30 protein-coding genes are annotated in these 19206 nt (G+C 59.8%); 15 read left to right on the top strand and 15 right to left on the bottom strand.

The annotated features are described in order from the left end of the window. Positions 1–250: 250 nt before the first annotated feature. Entirely contained in the window at positions 251–556 is a 306-nt protein-coding gene (locus ACQR1Y_RS11735; protein ID WP_434877317.1) for a hypothetical protein, read from the bottom strand. Between the two features lie 137 nt (positions 557–693). On the opposite strand from ACQR1Y_RS11735, the gene ACQR1Y_RS11730 reads away from it, so the two are divergent. From ACQR1Y_RS11730 to ACQR1Y_RS11695, 8 genes are all read left to right on the top strand, one after another. Continuing rightward, the gene (locus tag ACQR1Y_RS11730) at positions 694–1107 is read left to right on the top strand and encodes a hypothetical protein (RefSeq protein WP_434877316.1); all 414 of its coding nucleotides are present in this window, start codon (positions 694–696) and stop codon (positions 1105–1107) included. 28 nt (positions 1108–1135) lie between these two features. Next, a complete protein-coding gene (locus tag ACQR1Y_RS11725) occupies positions 1136–1594 on the top strand; it encodes a hypothetical protein (RefSeq protein ID WP_434877315.1) in 459 nt (152 codons plus the stop codon). A gap of 167 nt (positions 1595–1761) precedes the next feature. Further along, entirely contained in the window at positions 1762–2157 is a 396-nt protein-coding gene (locus ACQR1Y_RS11720; protein ID WP_434877314.1) for a hypothetical protein, read from the top strand. A 32-nt stretch (positions 2158–2189) separates the two neighbouring features. Next, the gene (locus tag ACQR1Y_RS11715) at positions 2190–2489 is read left to right on the top strand and encodes a hypothetical protein (protein ID WP_434877313.1); all 300 of its coding nucleotides are present in this window, start codon (positions 2190–2192) and stop codon (positions 2487–2489) included. A gap of 17 nt (positions 2490–2506) precedes the next feature. Further along, positions 2507–3175: an SOS response-associated peptidase gene (locus ACQR1Y_RS11710; RefSeq protein ID WP_434877312.1), complete on the top strand. Its 669-nt coding sequence runs from the start codon at positions 2507–2509 to the stop codon at positions 3173–3175. Positions 3176–3279: 104 nt separating this feature from the next. Continuing rightward, positions 3280–4890: an RNA-directed DNA polymerase gene (locus ACQR1Y_RS11705; protein ID WP_434877311.1), complete on the top strand. Its 1611-nt coding sequence runs from the start codon at positions 3280–3282 to the stop codon at positions 4888–4890. 838 nt (positions 4891–5728) lie between these two features. Continuing rightward, positions 5729–5857, top strand: coding sequence for a hypothetical protein (locus tag ACQR1Y_RS11700; protein WP_434877310.1), 129 nt, complete (start codon positions 5729–5731; stop codon positions 5855–5857). 151 nt (positions 5858–6008) lie between these two features. Next, positions 6009–6395 carry a hypothetical protein gene (locus tag ACQR1Y_RS11695; protein ID WP_434877309.1) on the top strand — a complete coding sequence of 129 codons (387 nt, stop codon included), beginning with the start codon at positions 6009–6011 and terminating at the stop codon, positions 6393–6395. 92 nt (positions 6396–6487) lie between these two features. Here the strand turns inward: ACQR1Y_RS11695 and ACQR1Y_RS11690 are convergent, their stop codons facing one another. Together ACQR1Y_RS11690 and ACQR1Y_RS11685 are read right to left on the bottom strand one after the other, a co-directional pair. Further along, on the bottom strand, positions 6488–7093 hold the full coding sequence (locus ACQR1Y_RS11690) for a hypothetical protein (RefSeq protein WP_434877308.1): 606 nt from the start codon (positions 7091–7093) through the stop codon (positions 6488–6490). A gap of 390 nt (positions 7094–7483) precedes the next feature. Continuing rightward, positions 7484–8158 (bottom strand): hypothetical protein, encoded by a 675-nt coding sequence (locus ACQR1Y_RS11685; protein ID WP_434877307.1) that lies wholly within the window; start codon positions 8156–8158, stop codon positions 7484–7486. 184 nt (positions 8159–8342) lie between these two features. Between ACQR1Y_RS11685 and ACQR1Y_RS11680 the strand changes: the two genes are divergently transcribed. The 4 genes from ACQR1Y_RS11680 to ACQR1Y_RS11665 all read left to right on the top strand — a co-directional run bounded on the left by ACQR1Y_RS11680 (position 8343) and on the right by ACQR1Y_RS11665 (position 9700). Next, positions 8343–8636: a hypothetical protein gene (locus ACQR1Y_RS11680; protein WP_434877306.1), complete on the top strand. Its 294-nt coding sequence runs from the start codon at positions 8343–8345 to the stop codon at positions 8634–8636. Positions 8637–8879: 243 nt separating this feature from the next. Next, entirely contained in the window at positions 8880–9176 is a 297-nt protein-coding gene (locus tag ACQR1Y_RS11675; RefSeq protein WP_434877305.1) for a hypothetical protein, read from the top strand. 15 nt (positions 9177–9191) lie between these two features. After that, positions 9192–9362 (top strand): hypothetical protein, encoded by a 171-nt coding sequence (locus ACQR1Y_RS11670; protein ID WP_434877304.1) that lies wholly within the window; start codon positions 9192–9194, stop codon positions 9360–9362. 62 nt (positions 9363–9424) lie between these two features. Then, positions 9425–9700, top strand: coding sequence for a hypothetical protein (locus tag ACQR1Y_RS11665; RefSeq protein WP_434877303.1), 276 nt, complete (start codon positions 9425–9427; stop codon positions 9698–9700). Between the two features lie 35 nt (positions 9701–9735). Here the strand turns inward: ACQR1Y_RS11665 and ACQR1Y_RS11660 are convergent, their stop codons facing one another. Next, complete coding sequence (locus tag ACQR1Y_RS11660) at positions 9736–10491, bottom strand: hypothetical protein (RefSeq protein WP_434877302.1); 756 nt, start codon at positions 10489–10491, stop codon at positions 9736–9738. 708 nt (positions 10492–11199) lie between these two features. Here ACQR1Y_RS11660 and ACQR1Y_RS11655 point away from each other — a divergent pair. Next, positions 11200–11835 carry a hypothetical protein gene (locus tag ACQR1Y_RS11655; protein WP_434877301.1) on the top strand — a complete coding sequence of 212 codons (636 nt, stop codon included), beginning with the start codon at positions 11200–11202 and terminating at the stop codon, positions 11833–11835. A gap of 336 nt (positions 11836–12171) precedes the next feature. On the opposite strand, the gene ACQR1Y_RS11650 is transcribed toward ACQR1Y_RS11655, so the two are convergent. From ACQR1Y_RS11650 to ACQR1Y_RS11630, 5 genes are all read right to left on the bottom strand, one after another. Continuing rightward, positions 12172–12615 carry a hypothetical protein gene (locus ACQR1Y_RS11650; RefSeq protein ID WP_434877300.1) on the bottom strand — a complete coding sequence of 148 codons (444 nt, stop codon included), beginning with the start codon at positions 12613–12615 and terminating at the stop codon, positions 12172–12174. 30 nt (positions 12616–12645) lie between these two features. Next, the gene (locus tag ACQR1Y_RS11645) at positions 12646–13278 is read right to left on the bottom strand and encodes a hypothetical protein (protein WP_434877299.1); all 633 of its coding nucleotides are present in this window, start codon (positions 13276–13278) and stop codon (positions 12646–12648) included. A gap of 54 nt (positions 13279–13332) precedes the next feature. Beyond that, positions 13333–13656: a hypothetical protein gene (locus ACQR1Y_RS11640; protein WP_434877298.1), complete on the bottom strand. Its 324-nt coding sequence runs from the start codon at positions 13654–13656 to the stop codon at positions 13333–13335. 230 nt (positions 13657–13886) lie between these two features. Further along, a complete protein-coding gene (locus tag ACQR1Y_RS11635) occupies positions 13887–14384 on the bottom strand; it encodes a hypothetical protein (RefSeq protein ID WP_434877297.1) in 498 nt (165 codons plus the stop codon). Then, entirely contained in the window at positions 14374–14646 is a 273-nt protein-coding gene (locus ACQR1Y_RS11630) for a hypothetical protein (RefSeq protein ID WP_434894302.1), read from the bottom strand. The genes ACQR1Y_RS11635 and ACQR1Y_RS11630 overlap by 11 nt, the downstream gene beginning before the upstream one ends. Before the next feature lie 173 nt (positions 14647–14819). Between ACQR1Y_RS11630 and ACQR1Y_RS11625 the strand changes: the two genes are divergently transcribed. Continuing rightward, positions 14820–15191, top strand: a complete 372-nt coding sequence (locus ACQR1Y_RS11625) for a hypothetical protein (protein WP_434877295.1) — start codon at positions 14820–14822, stop codon at positions 15189–15191. A 503-nt stretch (positions 15192–15694) separates the two neighbouring features. Here the strand turns inward: ACQR1Y_RS11625 and ACQR1Y_RS11620 are convergent. The 6 genes from ACQR1Y_RS11620 to ACQR1Y_RS11595 form a co-directional block, all read right to left on the bottom strand. Continuing rightward, a complete protein-coding gene (locus ACQR1Y_RS11620) occupies positions 15695–16162 on the bottom strand; it encodes a hypothetical protein (RefSeq protein WP_434877294.1) in 468 nt (155 codons plus the stop codon). Between the two features lie 2 nt (positions 16163–16164). After that, a complete protein-coding gene (locus ACQR1Y_RS11615) occupies positions 16165–17088 on the bottom strand; it encodes a hypothetical protein (protein WP_434877293.1) in 924 nt (307 codons plus the stop codon). 178 nt (positions 17089–17266) lie between these two features. Next, a complete protein-coding gene (locus ACQR1Y_RS11610) occupies positions 17267–17512 on the bottom strand; it encodes a hypothetical protein (protein WP_434877292.1) in 246 nt (81 codons plus the stop codon). Continuing rightward, positions 17509–17715, bottom strand: coding sequence for a hypothetical protein (locus tag ACQR1Y_RS11605; RefSeq protein WP_434877291.1), 207 nt, complete (start codon positions 17713–17715; stop codon positions 17509–17511). Before ACQR1Y_RS11605 ends, ACQR1Y_RS11610 begins: the two co-directional genes overlap by 4 nt. Continuing rightward, a complete protein-coding gene (locus ACQR1Y_RS11600) occupies positions 17712–17960 on the bottom strand; it encodes a hypothetical protein (RefSeq protein ID WP_434877290.1) in 249 nt (82 codons plus the stop codon). Before ACQR1Y_RS11600 ends, ACQR1Y_RS11605 begins: the two co-directional genes overlap by 4 nt. After that, entirely contained in the window at positions 17960–18208 is a 249-nt protein-coding gene (locus ACQR1Y_RS11595) for a helix-turn-helix transcriptional regulator (RefSeq protein ID WP_434877289.1), read from the bottom strand. The genes ACQR1Y_RS11600 and ACQR1Y_RS11595 overlap by 1 nt, the downstream gene beginning before the upstream one ends. A gap of 437 nt (positions 18209–18645) precedes the next feature. Here ACQR1Y_RS11595 and ACQR1Y_RS11590 point away from each other — a divergent pair, with 437 nt between their 5' ends. Beyond that, the gene (locus ACQR1Y_RS11590; RefSeq protein WP_434877288.1) at positions 18646–19065 is read left to right on the top strand and encodes a hypothetical protein; all 420 of its coding nucleotides are present in this window, start codon (positions 18646–18648) and stop codon (positions 19063–19065) included. Positions 19066–19206 lie beyond the last annotated feature (141 nt).

Below are 19206 nucleotides of genomic sequence, written 5' to 3'. Positions count from 1 at the left end.
GCTATCGCGCCGTCAAGGGAAGTTCCTCGGCATTGCCCGCGCTGCCGGCTCAACCGGCGACTCGTGCTGGCATGACGCCTTTCCTCATGGGAGTCCGGAAGGGACTTAAGAAGGCGGGGATCGACGTTGACGGGTGAGGTCACGACCGCAGCGTCCTGCGCTCGGCCCAGTACGTCTCTATGCAGCCGACGTGTCCGCGCAAACGGCGAAACCTATCGCTGGCGCATCGCATCCCCGAGCTGACAGGTTCTCACATGCAGTTCGTGAAACGCCCCGTGCTCGTGCAGTGCACCGGCCCGCGCGAAGGATACGAAGCTTCCGGGATCGGCGGTGGCGCGGCTGGCAGAGGCGCCGCAGCCTGGACGGCATCGGCCGTCTCGTGCGCCGAGGCGCGCATCGCGCGGCATTGAACATAGGCGGACGAGCCCGGCTGAGCACCGTAGCTCCTGCATTCCTGATCGTCCTTGGCCGCGATCTCGGCACGTATCTCCTCAGATGACCGGAAACAGCCGGAAAGCAATGGCCCGGCTAAAACAATCAACAGCAAGTATCGCATTACCCCGCCTCCCCAGGGGCACTGAACCTCAACTTGGGCGAGAGATCAAGGCGAGGTTGCCGCAATTGTGGCCCCGCCGTTTTCCACCGCAACACCTAGCGGCTTTCCGCAGCTCGCGTTTCGCGGAATTATGGGGAATGAGCACGAAGTCGAGGGAACGGCTGTACGGCACCGACATCCGCATTGCAGCGGACCGGGCTGCCCGTGCGCGGAAGAAGGCCGATTGGCTCGCCTGCGATGCCTGGAATAAGCGAATGCTCGGCTTCCAGGGGCCGGCGCAGCCCTCCCCTACCCTCGGCGACGCATTGAACGCTGGCTTCTGCTATCTTGAGGTCCGATGCCTCGGCTGCGACACCAACCAAACGGTCGCGCTCGACATCATCCGTCGACCGAAGATCACGCTCATCCATGAGCTAGAGCGCTACATGCGCTGCAAGGACTGCTCGAAGCTGCGGGGCTATCCGTACAAGCGGAGCGCGCTGGTCGCGCTGCGGGAGACGAAGATATCGGCGGCGCATCTGGCGTCGGTATGGTGGCCGGGCGAGCGATAGAAAGCCGAACTGGATCGGAGATGCGGTGATGGGGGAGCCGTTCAATGAGAGGGATGATCAAATCCGACTTTTTCGACGAAGGCAGTCCATAAGGTTGGTAGTCCTGCTCTTGTTGGTGCTGGCCTTACCTGCGAGCGCGCAGCAACGGGGCCCAACGATCACGCTGTCTTGCAACGGCACGAGTAAGCTAACAGCGACGGCCGCAGCGGATTTCAAGCCGGACCCCATCACGAACCTTGGTATCATAGTGGACCCGGCCAATCGCAGCGTCACATTCATGAACTACGTCACTCCAGTTACGAACATCAGCGCCACGCAAGTCGATTTCGGCGGCCAGCAGACACTGGCGGTGGTCGGCAAACCATTCACTATCTATGGGTCAATCGACCGAGTGACTGGGCACGCTGAGATTGACTGGCTTTACGAGAACGCCGGCAACAACAGTCATTGGGAGCTCACTTGTCGTCCCGCAACTCGCATTTTCTGAGGCTCAGCCATGGCGCTGATGAATTTCGTTGCCATTTCCGCTCCTCCGTCCCGGATAGGCCGCGCTTGTCGCGATGCGCGCGACCAGGATTTCGGCGAGCAACACGCCGGCGACTTGGTGGCCAAGGGAGACGTGATAGCGTAGATCATGTGGTGAGGGTATTCGCCATGCCAATATCGGCCCATCCACGCAAGTGTGATTTCTTTGTCTATGAGTTCAAGGTTGACGGCTACCCCTTCTATGTCGGGATCGGCCGTGACAGACGTGCAACCGATCGGCTCCGGTATGTCCGCTCTCTTATGGTCCCGCACAATGCTGGCAAGCTGGCGAAGCGAAGCCTGAGCGTGCGGGTTATGGCGGCGTTGCTGCGCCGTAACGCATCCATAACGCTCGTCTGCACCAAAATCCCGATGAACCGCAGCCAAGCACTCGCACGTGAGAAACGGAAGATCGAGTGGTTGGTCGCGGCGGGGTTCTTGTTGACCAACTGGCAGCACAATCCTCGTCGGCACAACAACGTCGCAAAGGCGGTCCGAGCGATCGTTTCGAGGAAGCGGTACTGACAAACACCATTCGTCAGGATGTCTGATCTTCGATGGATCAGCACTCATTAGAGGAGGTCGATTTGACATTGGGCAGCATTGCTCTTTCGGCTCTGGCGCTCGTCACCGGTTTGATCGCCGCCTGGAGGTGGTATGAGGCAAGCCAAATACAGCCTACCCCAAATTGGCGAGTCGAACCGGTCATCCCGGCGCTCAAGCAAATGAGCTGGGATGCCGCGACATTGGAGGCGTTCCAAAAGGCGGGTGAACTGAATGCCCGTGCGGCACTCTGGACGGCGGCCTCAGTCGCACTAAGCGCCCTTTCAAGCATCACCGGCTGGTTCGCCGCGTAAGCATCTAACGATACCCGATGTGCAATCTGTACAGCATCACGACGAACCAAGCCGCGATCGCCGCGCTGTTCCGGATCATGCGCCGATACGAAGGTAACCTGCCGCCGATGCCCGGCGTTTTTCCGGACTATCCGGCACCCGTCGTGCGCGGCAATGGCGAAGATCGTGAGATGGTGCTGATGCGCTGGGGCATGCCGCCTCCGCCGCGAGCCGGCGGGCTGCCGGTCACCAACATCCGCAACACGGCGTCACCGCACTGGCGCGGCTGGCTGAAGCCGCAAAACCGCTGTCTCGTACCGTTCAACAGCTTCGCCGAATACGCGCCGGAGCCGAACCCGGAGACGAAGAAAAAGGACGTGGTCTGGTTCGCGCTGTCCGACGACCGGCCCCTGACCTGCTTTGCGGGCATATGGACCGAGTTCAAGGGTGATCGCGGGACCAAGTCCAAGCCGATACCGGGTCCGCATCTGGTCTATGGCTTCCTGACCACAGCGCCCAACGCGGTCGTCGCGCGGATCCATCCCAAGGCCATGCCGGTCATTTTGACCACGGCCGAGGAGCGCGAGGTGTGGCTGCGCGCGCCATGGGATGAGGCAAAGGCGCTGCAGCGGCCGTTGCCGGACGATGCGCTCAGGATCGTGATGCGCGGGCCAGACAAGGAGGATCGAGCGACTCTCGGGTCTTGAGGTTCCTGGATTAAATAGTCTGAACCAATGAGCCTCCGGTCCGGACCACGCGCCTTTACGTTGCTCACCTTCGGCTTTACAATCTCACGGGCGGAGGCTGCTGTATGATTTCCGAAGATAATGTTCGACGCGCCATCAATCACTTGGGATTGTTTGGCGATACAGATTTGTTTCCCCGTCTACCCGAGATGCGGTGCTTCCTTGAGCGGCCTGGTACTATCGCCAAGGACTGCCAAAAGCTGAACATCGGTCAATACGCCCCGGTCGGCGTAATTGAGACGCTGACGCCCAAGTCATGGCTCGGCTTCCGGATCGCCCACCAACTAACTGCCTCAGATAACGTCATATACCTCGCTGCGCTTCTGGATTGCGCGCCAAATCTCGAAACGGCGCGACTGCCAAAGGATGACAACGAGGCCTTTGCATACCGCTTTGCAGACGGCGAGTCGCTCAGGATCTTTGAGCCTGCGCGCAGCTATCACCAATGGCTTGCTTATCTCTCGGAGTTCGGCGGCCCCGAGAACCCGTTTGCAGAGGATCGCCCGGCTATCATTACAGACATTTCCGACTTCTATCAGCGCATATACTTTCACCGGATCGAAAATGTCCTTCAGGATGCAGGATGTCCAAAAGGTCCTTCCGAACTCGTGAAGAAGATCATCAAGACGACACGCGCACGACAGTCTTATGGGTTGCCTGTTGGGACCACCGCCTCGCGCCTGCTGGCAGAATGCCTGCTGAACGACACCGACATGCTACTGAAGAACATGGGAGTGCAGTTCACCAGGTATGTCGATGATTTCCGCATTGCAGTACCTGCCGGAATGGAGGCGCATTCGATCCTGTGTCGATTGGCCGAACATCTGATGGTCACAGAGGGGCTCTCCCTCAACGTGACAAAGACGAAGATGACGAGCCTAAAGGAAATCAGGCGCAGCTCGAAAGCACGACTACAAGACGTGTTCACGACCGCTGAAATGGAGAACATGAAGGCGTTTATGACGCTAAGTTATGGCGACGACGACGACCCTCAGGATGAAGACACCATCAGCAATCCGTTTATCTCAGCCGAATTTCTGTTAGGGCGTTTGGATGAGATCGACGACAAAAAAGGCATCGACCTATCGGTCTTTAAGGCTATTCTCCGCGCCCTTCGGTTCCTGCCTGACATCGATGCTACTCGGCTACTCGATAAACATGCGGACCTACTCTACTACGTGCCACGGGAGTTTTGCCTTGTACTCAGCGCAGCATCGAAGCAGGAAGCTTTTACCGACGCGACTATAAAAGCCAGGGTGATTGAACTACTCACAATGCCCCCATATTCTGATCTCGCCTACGTCAGGTCATGGCTCTTGTACTTATTTGTTGACGGGAGTTTGCCCGTTAGCTTGCTGGACTGGCAGTCCTACGACTTCAACCGGAGCGTCATCGAACGGCGGTCACACTTCTTCTTTCGAGGCCTAGCAAATGATCGTCCTTTTTTTCGCGCTCTCAAAACTCAACTCGGGTCGCTAAGCGAATGGGATAAGCCGGCTGCTCTGATGGCCGGGATGTGCTTGCCCCTCGATGAATACAACCACTGGGTGACCGAGGCAGCACATCACATCTCCAGCCCGTTTACAGCGACTTACATAGCGTGGCTCAAGCACAACCATGGCAAGCTCCGCCAGCTCTTATCGGAGCCGCACGAGCCCGTTTGTACCGACCTCTAAATCATTCGGAAGGCGAAGCATCAGACGTCCAATTTGACCGCATGCTCCGAACCTCATTTGGCCGCCAATAGCGGACGATCTTCTGGAGCGCAGTGGGAGTAACCAGCGCTGAGTTTCGGCGATGCCGGCATGCCGGATCATGATCGGGACGCTGCTGCCCTCGCCCAGCTTCTCTGGCGAGATGATCCGGCGCGCCGCCCTCGCCCTGCACGAGCATAGTGCAACGACGTTTGCATTCTTGCCCGGATCGCTCTCCCAGCCGCAATCCGCAACATGGCCGATCCGATCGCACTACTTCGACCAGCTCCAACTTCGGCATATCAAGTCCGCAGCACGAGCCGACGCTGACATTAGGCGGCCCGGCTCCTCGCCAGCCTGACAGTTAATCAATCAATGCGTGCGACGTTCGTTCGTCGATGCATTTCAGTTGCCAAAGTCGAGCGGCCACGCAGAGCCATGGTCGGAACCATTTCGCTCAAAATGACTCGGACTCTGAGTTGCTCGTGCAGTACTGTTGCGTGGTGATGAGACGGTATCGAGGTAGATCGGGAAGAACCCCCGTCCTACAGATCACGGATGGCACGTCCGATGGGCTGCCGCGAAGCATCTGCCTGCGTTGCGGCGGCGCTCTTTGGATTTGCGAGGCGCATCATGACCGACCGTGGGGCAGCGGTTCGAATGCGTGCGACTGCGGGGCGCCGGGCGATCCGTGCCCGGTCTGCAACAGCGGCGATCTCGACGCAGCGCCGGCACTGCCGCCCGGCTTCGCAGTCGACGAGGCCCGTGATCTCGAAACCGACCCGATCCCGGCCACCGAGACGAAGCGCGAGGACGATTGATGCGCAAGCCGGTGGAGTTGCCTCCCGATGTCGCCCGCGCGATCGCCCACAACATGCGCGCCTACTTCGCCGAGCGCGATCCGGCGAAGCGCGACATGATCGCTGTCCTTCCAGCTGCGCGACCTTGAGAGCCACTGGCCGATCAGGCTGGGCTCAACGACGTCAAGGCGCTGTTTCACGAGATGCGCGGCGAGACGCGCTCGGAATAGCTAGCACGTTGGCAGGGAAAGGCATGAAGACAGGGCCACCATCGGCACCACACAAGACACCTTTGCCGAGATGCGCGCCGCAGGCTTTGGTGGCGTCATCGTCTACTGCTCCGACTATCGCTGCGCCAGTGGCCGCAGCCTCTCGGCCGACCAAAGGCCGGACAACCTCCGGCTCTCCGACATCGAACCGCGCTTCATCTGCATCTGCGGGGCATGCGGTCGGCGCGGAGTCGATGTCCGGCCCTGGACGATGCCGGCCGCCATCTATGTCGCCGCGCTGCCGGAAAGGGTGCAGCACCGGCCCGAATGGGCTCTCGCGGCCGAGACGCTGATGAAAGCCTGCGAGGGCAAGGCCCCGCTGATGCTCGCTCGCCTCGCGATGATGAAGGCGCTGCATGCCCGCCAGCCGCCGCCGGAGCCAAAGCACACGGCCGGGAAGAAGTATCGCGTCAGCTAAAGGGCACGCTGAGCAAGGTCCACTGTGCCATCGACAGCGGACCTAAACAGCACCGGCAGCAGGTCTCAGTTGGGCTCTACCTATGCCCTTACTCAGCCGATTGGTTGTTCCGAGCGCCGCCGCTCGGCTAAGGTTAGGTCTCGGACAATCCGACGCTTGCGCTTTTTATCAGTAGCCCGCGCCCGGCGAGCCTCGTGGTCTTGTTTTTGAGCCACGCCTTTTGCTAGTTTGGAGCCAAACCCTTTTATAGCTTTATCCAGCAGATCCTGGCAGTAATCCCATCGCTGAGACGGGGATCTTGTTTGGTGCACGAACTCCGGAGCTACATCGTCCCAAGTTTCCGCGAGATGCTCTAAAGAATATTGCGCATTGCGGCTGTAGTAATTAAACGTCCAGTCTCGCCATTGCTTGTCCTGCGGAAAGCCGATCGCATTCTCTTCGACGACGCGCGTCAAGAAAGCGTGCCCCTTCGTGAAAACATCGCTGCGTTTACTGCTCTTGTCAGCCAGGAATGCAGCACGCCACAGCGAGAAGGCTGCAGATGCAAGGTCTTGCGCGGCTCGCGAGTATTTCTTTGATTTCCAACTCGTTTCGTATTTATCGAACAGTTCGAGCAGCTGAACGATACTCATTTGATTGCGCGTACGACTTTCGATGGCCCACTTTATTTGCTGAAGGTTCGGCGTTCTCTCGGTCATCTCATTATCCCTTCCCAACTCCCGTTTTGTGACGCGTTCACTTGGCGTCGCTGGCGGGTTCATGCCCGCTGATGGCCACGGCTAGTCCATAGGTCGATCGCGCCGCCTTGCCGTGATGTCGCGGAAGCCGACATTTGGTTTGTCGATGTGGGCCAAATGCGCGGCACGATATGCGAATTGCGTATGGGCTAACGGAGACATCAGGTACGGTACTCGTTAGTTCTGGCTGGGTTTGCTCCCCGGTTGGAGGCGCCCATGAGTAGGCGGTATCTCGCGGCGCCGTCGTCGTGTTCGATCAGCCCATTTGGTCACGCAGCTCTCAGCGCCTCCTCTCTCCAGCGCGCCTCGTTGATGAGAAGAAGGTATATGTCTTTCGGCATTCGTTGATCATCAACTGCACTTCTCCGCGTATTTCTCCACCACCTTGGAGCGCGAGAGAAGGAAATCGTCAACGTACAGGCGCCCCTTCGATCCCTGAACCGGATAGTAAACATCCTTGAAGCCGTAGCTTCCTAGTTCGCCAAGGATCACGTCGCCTTCACTAGGTGAAAATCCACCATACCACTCAAGAAGATAATAGCCCTGCGGTCCGTCGGCCACGAAATAGTCGTGACAGCCCGAGCGAGCCGCAACTACAACAATCTGACCAGGAATTTGCGCCGTCCCGCGCCCGGAGCGGCGACTTGGAGGAGAGGTCCCAGGAGGGCTGCGCGGAAGGTCCGGCGAGATCCGCGCGACCGTCAGCGCCTTCCCTTTGATGATCAGCTTACCTTGGTCGGGACAAATGACTACGCGGGGTTGATACTCGTAAAGGTATTCGTAATCGAACTGAACCTTCCAGATGGAGCCATCCTCAAGACGAAAAATCTCATCATTGTTGCCCATGAAAGGCGATGGCTCCAGGATCGCGCTTTCTCGACATGGCTCGGCTTGAGCGGTGCCGGTAACAAGTTCGACAAGGATGAAAATCGAGGCAAGTAGCTTCAGGATCTTGGAAACAGTAGAACTACTGGCATAGCCGCCGAGCGTCATCCCACGCGCGCACGCCGTCAGAACTTCTTGCATTGTGTTTCCCCCACAGCCACAAGATGTATTGCGCACGCTGATGCTAGGGTCAAGGTGAGGTACGCCAGAGTGAGTGAGGAGAACGGCGCTGCTCACTGGCTAATGCGGCACGTCTCGTGCCAGCCGATCGGGCTCAAATCCTCGAAGACGCCACCCCGCTTCTTCTCGCGTAGGGAGCCACTCGGTGAGCTGGCAGATGATGAAAACATTACTCCGCGCCGCGCTTGCCCAGATCGCGCTTGCGGTCGATCCTTCTCGCGATGTTGGCTTCCAGATCATCATTCATGATCGGCTTCCAAGCACAGTATTCGGCCCTGCGGCGGGCGTCGCTCAGGTTGTCCCCATCAACAGGGGCGCAACTTTGACGATTTGCTGTTTCTCGCCGGAAAAGCATCGCAAGAGCACGGCTAAGCCGCTGGATCTGCAGCCAATTCACCCTGTGTTCCGTCTGAGCGCGGACATCAAAGAACACGTGTAGAACAGTTGTATTCCGACGGGAGAACTTTGTACCGCTTGAACGGAGATCGGAGCACCGCCGACAGGAGGTCGAGTTCCATCGCGGTGAGCAACGGCGGGCGGCCGGGCAGCGCCCGGCAGCGATCTATACGCCTGGCCATTGCCGCTATCTAAGCATTGATGGTCGCGGATCTCCAAGCCTTGATGTCGGCGTAGCCAGCCATGCGACACCCGCCGCCGTTGAGCCACAGGCCTGGTGCTCGCCATGCCCTCGATCATCACCATTATTTGCCAGTCCGGCGTGGTGCAAGCGACCCCATACATCGAAACGACTGATGCCGAGCACACCATGGTCGAAATCATCAACGCGATGGCGGCGCGGATGCCGTTCGTCGTGGTCGAGGACAACTATACATCGGTACTGGTCGTCCTGGGCGAGGTCGCAGGCATCACCCTGGGCGCGCCGCCTGTGGCCGTCCAGATCGAACGGCCGAAGCCACGGCCTGTGCCGCTGCCGCAGCGTGCCGCGCATCCGGAACCCGGCACGTTGATCGCGAACTGAGATCGGGAACGCCGCATGAGTGAGCAGGCCACCATCGTCAACGCAGGCCGCGCCGCGATCGAGCGCATCAACGCCGGCACCAAGCGGTTATTCGAGGACTATCTCGCGGTTGGCGATGCGCAGCTTGGGCAAGAACGGCTGGCTGCAGCTCGCGACGATCGCGATCGAGGCACTGACCGTCCCTGACCTGTACGCGCTGCTGCCGGCGAAAGCCGCCAGGACAGCGCCGGCACCGTAGAACTGCACGGATGATCGCGTCCGGCGCAAAGGCCGAGATCTCGTGCAAGGACTCGGGCGAAGCGCAGGCCATCATGGTCGATATTGCCGGCGCGCTGCCTCAGCAGCCGGTGATAGCGGTCGAGAGCGAAACCACCTCGACGATCATCGCCTCGGCCCAGGTGGCGGCGGTTTCGCTCGGCGAAACCGTGACGACGGCCGACCAGCAGATCCTCCCCCTCCCGAGGCCTCGACCGGTGCCGCAGGCCGCCGTCCGGCCCGAGCACGGCGTCGTGATTGCGAACTGACACGTCAGACGCTTAACAATCTGCGCACGTCCGGCTCATGGGTGCGAGCTAACGGCAATTAGAACCTCATCAGGCTGGACCAGATCAGGATGAGATTGTCCGTCCAGATATACTCCGGCCTCCTTGAAATTGTCCTGAATGGGCCGCGCGTGAGGTGGCGCCTGCTTGACATCATTGACCCAAAGCCATGCGCCCGGCTGATTGTAGCCGATGGGTCGATTAGGTCGGGGCAGCATGTCCGAAATCTCGAAACCGGCATCCTTGAGTATCTGAGAGATTTCGTTCGCGAATTGGGTGCTCTCCGCATCGAAAAAACTCCCTATTACAAACACCTTTCCTTTCGGAGCCGACTTCAAAGCCGCGATTAGTTTCTCACGCTGATCTCGCCCAATGGATCGCGGCAAGCGTGCTTGCCGTTCCTTTTCGAGCGCAAGTTCCAATTGGGCAGTTTGCTTTTGTGCATTAGCAGCGTTCTCATTTGCCCTCGCTACTTCCGCTCGCGCTTCGGCTGCACGCTGTTCCGCATTTGCAGCTCTTTCGCTAGCCTCCGCCGATTGCTTGGTGATCTCCGCGATCGTCGTCCGCTGAGCAGTATCGATTTCCCGCTGAATACCTCTTATTTTGGTCACGACTTGGGACGACGCCACATGCAGGCCAAGTTCCCCGGACACGCCGAGCACAACTAAAATCGCGCCAACGCTCGGGAGGCCACACGAACGCGCTTTTGCTGCGTGGAAAAACTCTGGCCCATACTCAAGAACCAACCCGAGAACCACCGTAGCGATGGCCACGGCGACAAGCGTGTCGATGGTTGATAGGGATGACTCCAACGAGTCTAGCGACGAAGACATATTCCGAAGGGGTCCTTCCCAAAACGAAGCGGCCTCGGCGACTCATTTGAAGGAATGGGGCGATATAGATACTGATAAAGTGTGATCCGCGATACAGCGGAGCACGCCAACACCCCCAAAAATTGACCGATGCTTTTAGGCGCGCGGCTGGATTTTGCCGAGCCTGTAGGAGCCCCAGAAGGCGCCTCCCGGCCCGGTGTAGGACAGCGACGGCACCGGCAGAGCGCATGGGCGGCCCCTCCCTGCGCGCCATCGCCGAGGAGACCAGCCTCGGCTTGCAGACAGTGCGCACCATCATCGACTGCGAGGATAAGGTCGATAGGGCGACGTCGAGGCGCCTTGAGCGGATGGAGGCGAAGGAGATGCGGACCAACTGGTCCGGCTGCGAGCGCGCAAGCGGTCCCGCGATTGCCTGCCGAATGCGATCGAGCAGACGCTCGATGCCGGCGCTCCGCTGATCAAGGAGAGCAAGGGGCTGGGCAAGAAGTAGCGCGGGATCTTTTGACCAAACGCTCAATTCTTTCCAATGATATCAATGGGTTGCCAGAAGATCAAGTCTGGAACTTTGGCCGAGATTTGGGCAGCCTCCTTGTCACCTCCTCTCAACTTTAACTTGTCCCAGGACAAGTTAAATCTGGAAGGCACCCGATGTCCGACCAGAGTGATGAAGACGACCAGGACCGGTACATCGTCCGGCGTGCCGTTGAAGCGCTCGACGTCATCGACAAGACTTTTGAAAATTGGCTCATCATCGGGGAGGCGTTCGAGCGCGGGCGTCAGTGGGCTACGCGCGAAGCCAGGACCAACGTTCCCAAGGGGCGCGGATACAACGAGGCGTTCTCGCGCTGGATGAAGCGCTATGAGGCCGGAAAGCTGACAACGATCGATCAGGCGGCTCGTTACCGGCTTGGCAAGATCATGGAAAACCGGCAGGCGGTGGTCGCGTGGAGGCAGACACTGACGTCCAACCAGTTGCGCGAGTGGTCGCACCCGACGACGGTGTGGCGGCGGTTCGAGGCGGCGCACAATGTCCCGGATGATGATAAGCCGAAGAACCCATCGCTTGTGGCGCAACTGAAGGAGAGCTTGGCGAACGCTCTCGATGACAATCAGCGCCTGGAAGAGCGGATGAAGCACGCGGAGGGGTCGCTGTTTGATCTGAAGCGCGACACAGCCGAGTCCATTGCCGACACAATAGTACGCAATGTGACGGACAGAAGGGCCGAGGAAATCGCGCGCTGGATACGCAAAAGGCTCAAGGAGAAAACCAGGCCCGCCGGATGATGTCGGTGCAAGCTGATGAATATGAAAAGGCAATCACCATAACCTGTCCAATGATCCGATACTTACTTGCGGCCTTCTTTCGCTGGGTTAGTGTAACACGTTCCGGACAAAGCGCCCGCATGATCCCGACGCGCGGCAGCATGGTGTCGTCCCCATGTTCGACGAGCAGCATCCACCGCCTGGATCGCCGCGAGCCATGCCCGCGCGTCATGTTCGCGCTTAGGAAGGTTGGCGATGTAGTTACCGGCATCGTCCAGGGTCCGGAGCCCGCTACGATCGGGTAGCGGGATTGGATCGTCGAAGGCGCGGTGCCAGCCGCGCGCTCTATACCGCCGCCTATCCATTCATCAGGCTCAGGAAGTCAGGGGCTTCCATCCGGCCATGTTCGATGAGCCGGTCGGCCACGCGCGTCACTTTGGTTCGATTGGCCTCTGGCCTCGCCGACGCAATGTCCCAGCCTTGGGCGCGCAGCGCCGGGCCTTCGTTCTCCTCCGAGATGCCGTGTTCCTCGAGTAGCTCCATGATGGCTACGTTGTCTTGAAACGCAGCCAGCTCGTGTCCGGAGCAATCGAACACCTTCTGCGCAACGGCGCCGCCAGACCAGATTGCAATCTGTTCGGTCAGCCGTAGGTGGGCGGTTTTGCCGATTTCGGCTCCGCCTCCGGCGTCGTCGGCGTTGACCCACAGTGCGACGACGGGCACTCCAAGGGACCACGCCACCGCAGCGTGACCCGCCTCATGGAAGGAAGTGGATCGCGAATATCTAACCTCGGTACCCATGCGGTTCCTCTACATTGCCGCAGACCGTCACTATGCTGTACCTGCAGCAAAGCCGGACCCAGTTCGCGTCAGGTGCCAGCCGAGGACCATTAGAATATCAAGGATGGCAGCTGGGCCACCGTAGTCAAAAAGTACCACGCTCCCGTTTAAGTGAACGTCAATCTCATATTCTCGCATTCCGAGAACGCCGGCATAACGCCGATTGTGCGCAGGCAATTTCAGGCGGCCGGTCGTGGGATCAATGACATCACCACGCATTGAAAATTTATTGCCGTGAGCGATGCCGTTGCGCAAGTGCCGAACCAGTTCTGCTTCTGGCTCTGCCTCAGGTGCGCGTTTGAAGTAATGAGCGGCACCAAGCGCATCGCCAACTGTCAACAGTGCGCTGGCGAGCCACGCTCGCTTAAAGTCCTCTACTAACTGCGGCTCCCGTACCTGGCCGAGAAAGTGATCGAACCAAAATGTGTGGTACGTGCCATCGTCGCGTGGAACTTGCAACACAGACACCGCATGACCGGGCTCAAGAGGAGGTGCAAGCGCAGCCGCTCTAGGATCAGCGGCAACATGGAGCGCAGCCATATGCGTATAGTACTCTTCCATGAGACGCTGCGCGAGCCTTCCGATATCCCAGGCAACTTGATCGACAACTACCGGCTGGTTCATAGGCCGCGCCCCCGACGCAACAATCTAAGCCACATAATGCAATTGAACCTCCGGCTAGGCGAGTGCAAGCCAGTCCTCGGAAGGCGAGTGGCCCCCCTCGACAGCTTTTGTGTAGTACATCGTGAAACCGGAAATCGCTTTATGCAGCGCGTCTCCGGGTGAGTTTCCGCTCGGGAGGCTGGTCCAATACGGCCCAGCCTGGATCGGTGTCTCGATAGCATGCGATTGCGTGTATGCAGTCTCCTTTCCACGCCCACGTCGAAGCGTGATTTTGACCTTCGTCTGCAGTGAGCCAAAACGCAGGACGTAGATGCCCTTTCGGTCATCTCTGAGTTCAACTTGGACCAGATCGTCATTAAGTGCTTCGTCAATGGTCATGCCATTCAATCCCTGTTCCTAATCACTTATCGTTGGTTTTATTCTTGCTGGTGCGGCGGAGCACGGACTTCCACCGGATTGCAGACCGTATCCAGTCAATTGAGGCGATCGACGATGCGCGACAAGAAGCGGCGGGCAACGCCCAAAAGTCCGGGAAGGTGAGGCAACGGCTTAGGTACGAGATGCCAGACTGAATTGGCTCGAGTCGTGACGGTAGTTATCCGGGTAATTCACAACGATCGCTGCTTGAAGGACAGCAGCAGAACGAGGAACGTCTTCTGCTGCTCATCATTGCTGGACGTGAACCAAGTGATCGCTTGCCGGGCTTCGGAGACGGCAGTTCTTGCCTCGAGAGCCGTAAGGACCGGTTGCGGGTCGTATTCTGCCCGATGGCGCAGCTCCTGCAGGGTCACAGCGATCCGAGCAAAATCGGAGATGTTCCCAAACCCCATGCTCGGCGCGATCGCTATATCCTTCGGGGAGGTCTTCCTCAGCTTGTCACACAAGTTCCGCAGGGTGCTGTGATCAATGCTGCGATAGACGTGCCTGTATCGATCGCTTGACCGGACCGCCGATCCGCAGACCATGTCCGCCGCAAATGTAAGGCAGAAATGGAAGACCGCATAGTAGGCCGCCGATATGGCGCGTCGCAAATCGACCTGCGTCGCACTGGCCGGAGCGGCCAAGGCGTCCGCCTGCAGGAGCAACTCATTGGGATCAGGCGGCACCCTGTTCCTCGAACCGGATGATGGGGAACCGCTCGTCGCCTTCATCGGCGATCTGCCGGATAATCTGCGAGGTGGTGTTAGCCGAAGGCAGTCCCATGATCGAGGCCGAGGAACCGGGCGTAAGCACAATCTTGATGTCGATCGCGGATGTTCCCGTGGAGTCGACGGCCGGCGCTGTCGAAACAGCAGTAATAGAAAGATTGTTCGCCTCGCCTGCGGCGCGCGCAATCCGAACGACCTCCTCCTCAGCAAGTATGCTCATCGCGCCGCGCTCCATCGTTGTCCCTTCTAGAATGTAACACATCGAGCGGCCGGGCGGGAGAGCCTCCAAGAGGCCTAAACGACCTCAGCCCGTGCCGGTGTCCGAGACCGCCCCCAAAATTCCCCTGTCAGAGAACTTGGTCAAACGCCCCGCACAGCCCCTACCTCGCGGGGATGGACCAGAGCACCCTCCATTCGCTCAGGCAGCGCGACAAGGCCGAGCTGCAGACACTGCTCGGCGCATTGAACGGCGCCAAGAACAGCGTTCGGGTCGATGACTGCGGCGATTGCGTGATCGAGGGATCGCGCGGCGAGATCCGCGCCTGCGGCGGGACCTTCTCGATCTATCTGCAGTGCCACAGCGTCCGCGCGTGGAACGCCGCAAAGAAGCAGCTCGCATTCTGCAGGGTCAGCCAAGACGGCGACAACGAAGGCATCCTCACCCTCGATCGACTTCCCACCGAAGCCGAGGCAAAAATCATCCGCGACTATGTCGGACTTCGGCAGACCAGACCGCCCGAACAAGCCGCTCACCTCCGGAGTTGATGCCCCTCCAATCGCCCTTTCAGGCGCGCCCATGCGCGTCAGCCGTTCGGGTGGACTGGGACACCGGAGACCTCCTGGCGGAGTCCCAAACCCAATTGAACGCGCCGGATGGGGCGGGTCCCGTCTGACGGATCTGGGCAACGAGGGGCCCCCGGCTGCGAAAGCGCTTCCTGGGGAAACGGCTTGAAATGCAGGGAGAGAGGGACTCGAATTTGCCGAGGGACCCGCACCAATAGGGCCCCCTACCGGGGCTGGGGCCCTCGTCCTAGTCGAGGGAGGCGACCTCGGGGTCGGCGGCGGCCAGGAACCGGCGGCGGCGGGCTGAAACAACCGCGACCAGGGCGCCGGCCGCAGCGCCCAGGTCAAGGCTTGCTCCTGCGGCAGGAGGCAGCGCCGAGGCCTCGACTATCCCCACGACAACCCGCGCGCTAGGTCGAGCTGCTGCAGGCCTTGAGATCATTCTGCTTTTTGTTCGGTTGGGGGAAGCATGTCGGCGCCATAGTTCAGCGTGCCATCGCGCGCTCGATCGCGGCGGCAGCTTCATCTCCCAGCTCAAGGCGGATCTCGGCCAGGATCTGCTCAGCCGGCAGCAAGCCGCTGAACTCACCCGGCTTGCCGTGCTCCTCCCGCTTGGCCAGGTGCCCGGTCAACGCGGCTAGGAGCGCGGTCGCCTTGATCGCGGCCGAGGGCTGCTTCAGCTGGCGGGCCAGCTCGCGGTCGGCGAGGATCTCGGCGATCAAGCGTTCCATCGTAACCTCGGTTTTTCGCGCCAAAGGACGGGAAAGTTCGAGCAAACGCGCCTGCACCTTAGGTGAACTTAGGAGCTGCGATGCACAAACCTCGCTGCTGTTGCCGTCATGGGCGGAATAGCCGGCGAGCTGATAGCATCGCTTCAGCGGCAGGCGGTTCTTTGGTCTGGCGAAGACGAGCTGGGCAAATCTCTCATGTCTGACGTTTCTAAGGACGGCCATGGTCAGCGGCTCGACGACAGCGTGGCGTAACAGACCGCGCCATTGCAGGTTGGCGCGTTCGGTAGTGCGTAGTTGTCGCAGTATGTTGCCAAGCTGGGTAGGTTTTCAAGGTGCTCGATGTTGTGGGCCATGTCGATGACATCGCAGCCACGGTAGAGTGCGCGGCTGAGCGCCGCGCGCGCTCTCTCCAGATCGCCGATCAGGTGTTCCGGGTAGTTCTGTTCCAGGATCGCGAAATCCTCATCTGTGACGTCGGCGGCCAGTGACAGTTCCGACGCGCTAGGTGGAGCCGGCAATGTCGCGATGATCTCATCCAGAGCGGGAGCGCCGTCAGGCGCGCTTTTTCCGTTGCTGTGACATGGCCCTTCTGTCTCCACACGATCAGTGCGCGCGCCGTTGAGCGGCGCGCTCTGTTCTTCCTGTTCCACCTGTTCATTAGACGGGACATCCTGTGTGTCCTGTAAGGCCTCGATTTGTGTCCTGTAAGACGTCGATTTCTGTCCTGTAAGGGCGGCGTCCTTACGGGACAACATGTTGTCCTGTAAGCCGTCCGCCTTCTTTGAGCCGAACCGGTGGATATCGGCGCCCTCGGCCGGGATCACCAGCGTGATGATCACGGGGTCATCGGGGCCGCCGCGCTGGCGCCTGATCCAACCATGCGTTTCGAGAATTTGGAGCCCGCGATTGAGATGGCGCTCGGAGATGCCCAGCTCGCCTGCAATCGTGGTGCGCTTGGCCCTGCATTGGCCTGCGCCCTTAGCAAGATACTCGACGAGGCGCATTGCGGCGGCCATGGCGACGTCTCTGTTCTTCAGCGCAAGGGTGCGCAGGCTCATGCGCGAGAATGCGATCAACCAATCGTAGCGCGTCACGCCTTCGCCAACGATCCTGGCTTGCGCGGTGTTCTGGGTGGCTGTACTACTCACTGCGACGACCTTCCTTTGCGGGGCGGGTTGTTTGCTTGCACTCTGGGCCTCCACGGCGCGTGGCACCCATCGCGGCTCCGGCCGGCGCAACCGCCGGAGCCGCTTCACACTACATCCCTCCATCACTCGACGGCAACGCGGCCCTCGCCGCGCATTCCTGGTCGGCCATGTTCGGCCCCTATGATAGCGGCGGCAATGCGCCCGCCATCGCATCGTCGATGCGGGCCGAGAACAGCTTGGCGAGCAAGTCGGCGACGCGATCAGCCTGCAGGCCGCTTCTTAGTGCGATCATGTCGGCCAAGCGAAGCAGGTTCTCGACAAGGTCGCTGGTGCTCGGCAACTCGTCGTTCTCGATAATTTCGATGAATGCGTCGCGGGCAATGCAAACCTCTTCATCGCTCAGTCTCATGCTCTCCTCCTTCATGTCGACCTCCTGGTCGCGCTCCAGACCTTGAACGCCTCATCGCACTCCTGGCGCATGGTGGCGCGGTCGCGCTGCGGAGGCCGCTGGTGCGGTTTGTCGAGATAGACCGAGGTCGGCCCGGTCATCCCGCCGCGCACGCCCTCGGTGCCGAATTGGCGCATGCGGTCGCGATCGGCGAGGCGGTGGTGATCGCGGCGGGTCATGGCGTGGCCTCCACAATCACGTTGGCGAGGATGGTCTTGCGACGTTCCAGCCTATGCGCTCTGACGCGGTCGTAACCGTCGAGCAGCTTGATCATGTCGCCGAGGTCGGCAACATCGACCGGCGGCAAGGTGTCGCCGCGCCGGAGCGCGAGCCGCATGCTCTCGACGTGGTCGAGATCAACCGGGCCGTCGCGGCGGCGATCCTGGCGGAGGTCGGCGAGGTTGATGTCTCTCGTCCTGGTCATCACCGCGCCTCCGGCCTAGCCGCCGGCAGACTGCGGACGAAGGCCTCGGCATCCGCCCGCTGAACGATGCGTCGCCGGAGACCAATCTGCCGCGCCGGCAACGATCCATCGCGGATCGCCTTGGTCACGAGCCGCAGGCTCAGCCCGGTGAACCCGCACACCTCGCGCGGACTTAGCGCGATCTGCCCAGGCTGCGGCATCGGGTGAATTGCCTTGGATCTACGCTGCTTCCCTTTTTTCTTGAGCATTGGATGACTCCTGACGCGCTCGATTGAGACCGGAGTGATCCTAGAGTGGCTCAAGGGGGCTGTCGCAGTTATCCACCGCTTATCCACATAGAGACGTGGTTGCACCCATTGACTCTGTCGGCCGATTGCGCTGGGGGCCTCATAACCCGCGTGGGGATAATGGCCGCAAATCGCTCAGAAAATCGCGAGTCTCTTCAATTGGTTACGGGTATAGTGGGGGGAATGCTGGGATCGCCAATGCCTTCAACGCCTTAGCTCCCTTTTACTAATCACCAACATATCGCGCATGCCGCCAATACTCCCCTGTAATTTCAACCACTCCCAAAAACTCCCGGCTACTCGCCGCGACATGAGGCTCAACATACGGGCCAGAATTCCACAGATACGAACAATCCTGCTCTATCGGCCGGGCAACAACCTGCAATAGCATCGGAACCATGGAATATCTCAGGTTCGCGGCGAAGTTTGCAGTTGCGGCGGTGCTCGCGGGAGCGGCGGTTTTCTTCGCGTACCTGTTCCTCAGCGGCGAGATTCCGAAAACCTATTTTGAAGCGATCGGGCAGCAAATGGCCCCTTCAATCTTGGCCGGCGGCTCACTGATAGCATTCCTGGCAATTGCTATCTGCAGCGTCTTGGGCGCAATTGCGCCTCTCGTCTACGCTGTCAGATCTCGCGACTGGTTTACTGTGGTCCTCAGCATCGTCGCTTTGGTTCTTTGCGCAACGCTGTTATTTAGCAGCCGCACCGTCGTCGACATGGTGCTGGCCGCGATAATCTACTTCACCAGTGCGATCGTGTCGGTGGTCATGTACTCGACTAACCGAATCACCAAGGTAATCGCCTCAAAAGCACTCTGAATGCGGTCCTATTGGAGTTTGCCAAATGAGCGGATTTGCGTCGGGCCGAGCCTCGACCATACTTAATGGACGATCGTGCGGACCTTGCTCGTTGTGCTGTAAGTTGCTTCGCATAGACGAGTTGTCGAAGCCAGTCGGGGT

Source organism: Bradyrhizobium sp. HKCCYLRH3099 (assembly GCF_051167855.1).
Taxonomy (GTDB): domain Bacteria; phylum Pseudomonadota; class Alphaproteobacteria; order Rhizobiales; family Xanthobacteraceae; genus Bradyrhizobium.
The sequence above is the reverse complement of the archived record's forward strand: the minus strand, read 5'-3'. Positions and strand labels throughout refer to the sequence as shown.

Bases quoted from the DNA above. Each gene is read 5' to 3' on its own strand.
- ACQR1Y_RS11735 (WP_434877317.1), bottom strand. From the start codon at position 556: ATGCGATACTTGCTGTTGATTGTTTTAGCCGGGCCATTGCTTTCCGGC.
- ACQR1Y_RS11730 (WP_434877316.1), top strand. From the start codon at position 694: ATGAGCACGAAGTCGAGGGAACGGCTGTACGGCACCGACATCCGCATT.
- ACQR1Y_RS11725 (WP_434877315.1), top strand. From the start codon at position 1,136: ATGGGGGAGCCGTTCAATGAGAGGGATGATCAAATCCGACTTTTTCGA.
- ACQR1Y_RS11720 (WP_434877314.1), top strand. From the start codon at position 1,762: ATGCCAATATCGGCCCATCCACGCAAGTGTGATTTCTTTGTCTATGAG.
- ACQR1Y_RS11715 (WP_434877313.1), top strand. From the start codon at position 2,190: ATGGATCAGCACTCATTAGAGGAGGTCGATTTGACATTGGGCAGCATT.
- ACQR1Y_RS11710 (WP_434877312.1), top strand. From the start codon at position 2,507: ATGTGCAATCTGTACAGCATCACGACGAACCAAGCCGCGATCGCCGCG.
- ACQR1Y_RS11705 (WP_434877311.1), top strand. From the start codon at position 3,280: ATGATTTCCGAAGATAATGTTCGACGCGCCATCAATCACTTGGGATTG.
- ACQR1Y_RS11700 (WP_434877310.1), top strand. From the start codon at position 5,729: ATGCGCAAGCCGGTGGAGTTGCCTCCCGATGTCGCCCGCGCGATCGCC.
- ACQR1Y_RS11695 (WP_434877309.1), top strand. From the start codon at position 6,009: ATGCGCGCCGCAGGCTTTGGTGGCGTCATCGTCTACTGCTCCGACTAT.
- ACQR1Y_RS11690 (WP_434877308.1), bottom strand. From the start codon at position 7,093: ATGACCGAGAGAACGCCGAACCTTCAGCAAATAAAGTGGGCCATCGAA.
- ACQR1Y_RS11685 (WP_434877307.1), bottom strand. From the start codon at position 8,158: ATGCAAGAAGTTCTGACGGCGTGCGCGCGTGGGATGACGCTCGGCGGC.
- ACQR1Y_RS11675 (WP_434877305.1), top strand. From the start codon at position 8,880: ATGCCCTCGATCATCACCATTATTTGCCAGTCCGGCGTGGTGCAAGCG.
- ACQR1Y_RS11670 (WP_434877304.1), top strand. From the start codon at position 9,192: ATGAGTGAGCAGGCCACCATCGTCAACGCAGGCCGCGCCGCGATCGAG.
- ACQR1Y_RS11665 (WP_434877303.1), top strand. From the start codon at position 9,425: ATGATCGCGTCCGGCGCAAAGGCCGAGATCTCGTGCAAGGACTCGGGC.
- ACQR1Y_RS11655 (WP_434877301.1), top strand. From the start codon at position 11,200: ATGTCCGACCAGAGTGATGAAGACGACCAGGACCGGTACATCGTCCGG.
- ACQR1Y_RS11650 (WP_434877300.1), bottom strand. From the start codon at position 12,615: ATGGGTACCGAGGTTAGATATTCGCGATCCACTTCCTTCCATGAGGCG.
- ACQR1Y_RS11645 (WP_434877299.1), bottom strand. From the start codon at position 13,278: ATGAACCAGCCGGTAGTTGTCGATCAAGTTGCCTGGGATATCGGAAGG.
- ACQR1Y_RS11640 (WP_434877298.1), bottom strand. From the start codon at position 13,656: ATGACCATTGACGAAGCACTTAATGACGATCTGGTCCAAGTTGAACTC.
- ACQR1Y_RS11630 (WP_434894302.1), bottom strand. From the start codon at position 14,646: ATGAGCATACTTGCTGAGGAGGAGGTCGTTCGGATTGCGCGCGCCGCA.
- ACQR1Y_RS11625 (WP_434877295.1), top strand. From the start codon at position 14,820: ATGGACCAGAGCACCCTCCATTCGCTCAGGCAGCGCGACAAGGCCGAG.
- ACQR1Y_RS11620 (WP_434877294.1), bottom strand. From the start codon at position 16,162: ATGGCCGTCCTTAGAAACGTCAGACATGAGAGATTTGCCCAGCTCGTC.
- ACQR1Y_RS11610 (WP_434877292.1), bottom strand. From the start codon at position 17,512: ATGAAGGAGGAGAGCATGAGACTGAGCGATGAAGAGGTTTGCATTGCC.
- ACQR1Y_RS11605 (WP_434877291.1), bottom strand. From the start codon at position 17,715: ATGACCCGCCGCGATCACCACCGCCTCGCCGATCGCGACCGCATGCGC.
- ACQR1Y_RS11600 (WP_434877290.1), bottom strand. From the start codon at position 17,960: ATGACCAGGACGAGAGACATCAACCTCGCCGACCTCCGCCAGGATCGC.
- ACQR1Y_RS11595 (WP_434877289.1), bottom strand. From the start codon at position 18,208: ATGCTCAAGAAAAAAGGGAAGCAGCGTAGATCCAAGGCAATTCACCCG.
- ACQR1Y_RS11590 (WP_434877288.1), top strand. From the start codon at position 18,646: ATGGAATATCTCAGGTTCGCGGCGAAGTTTGCAGTTGCGGCGGTGCTC.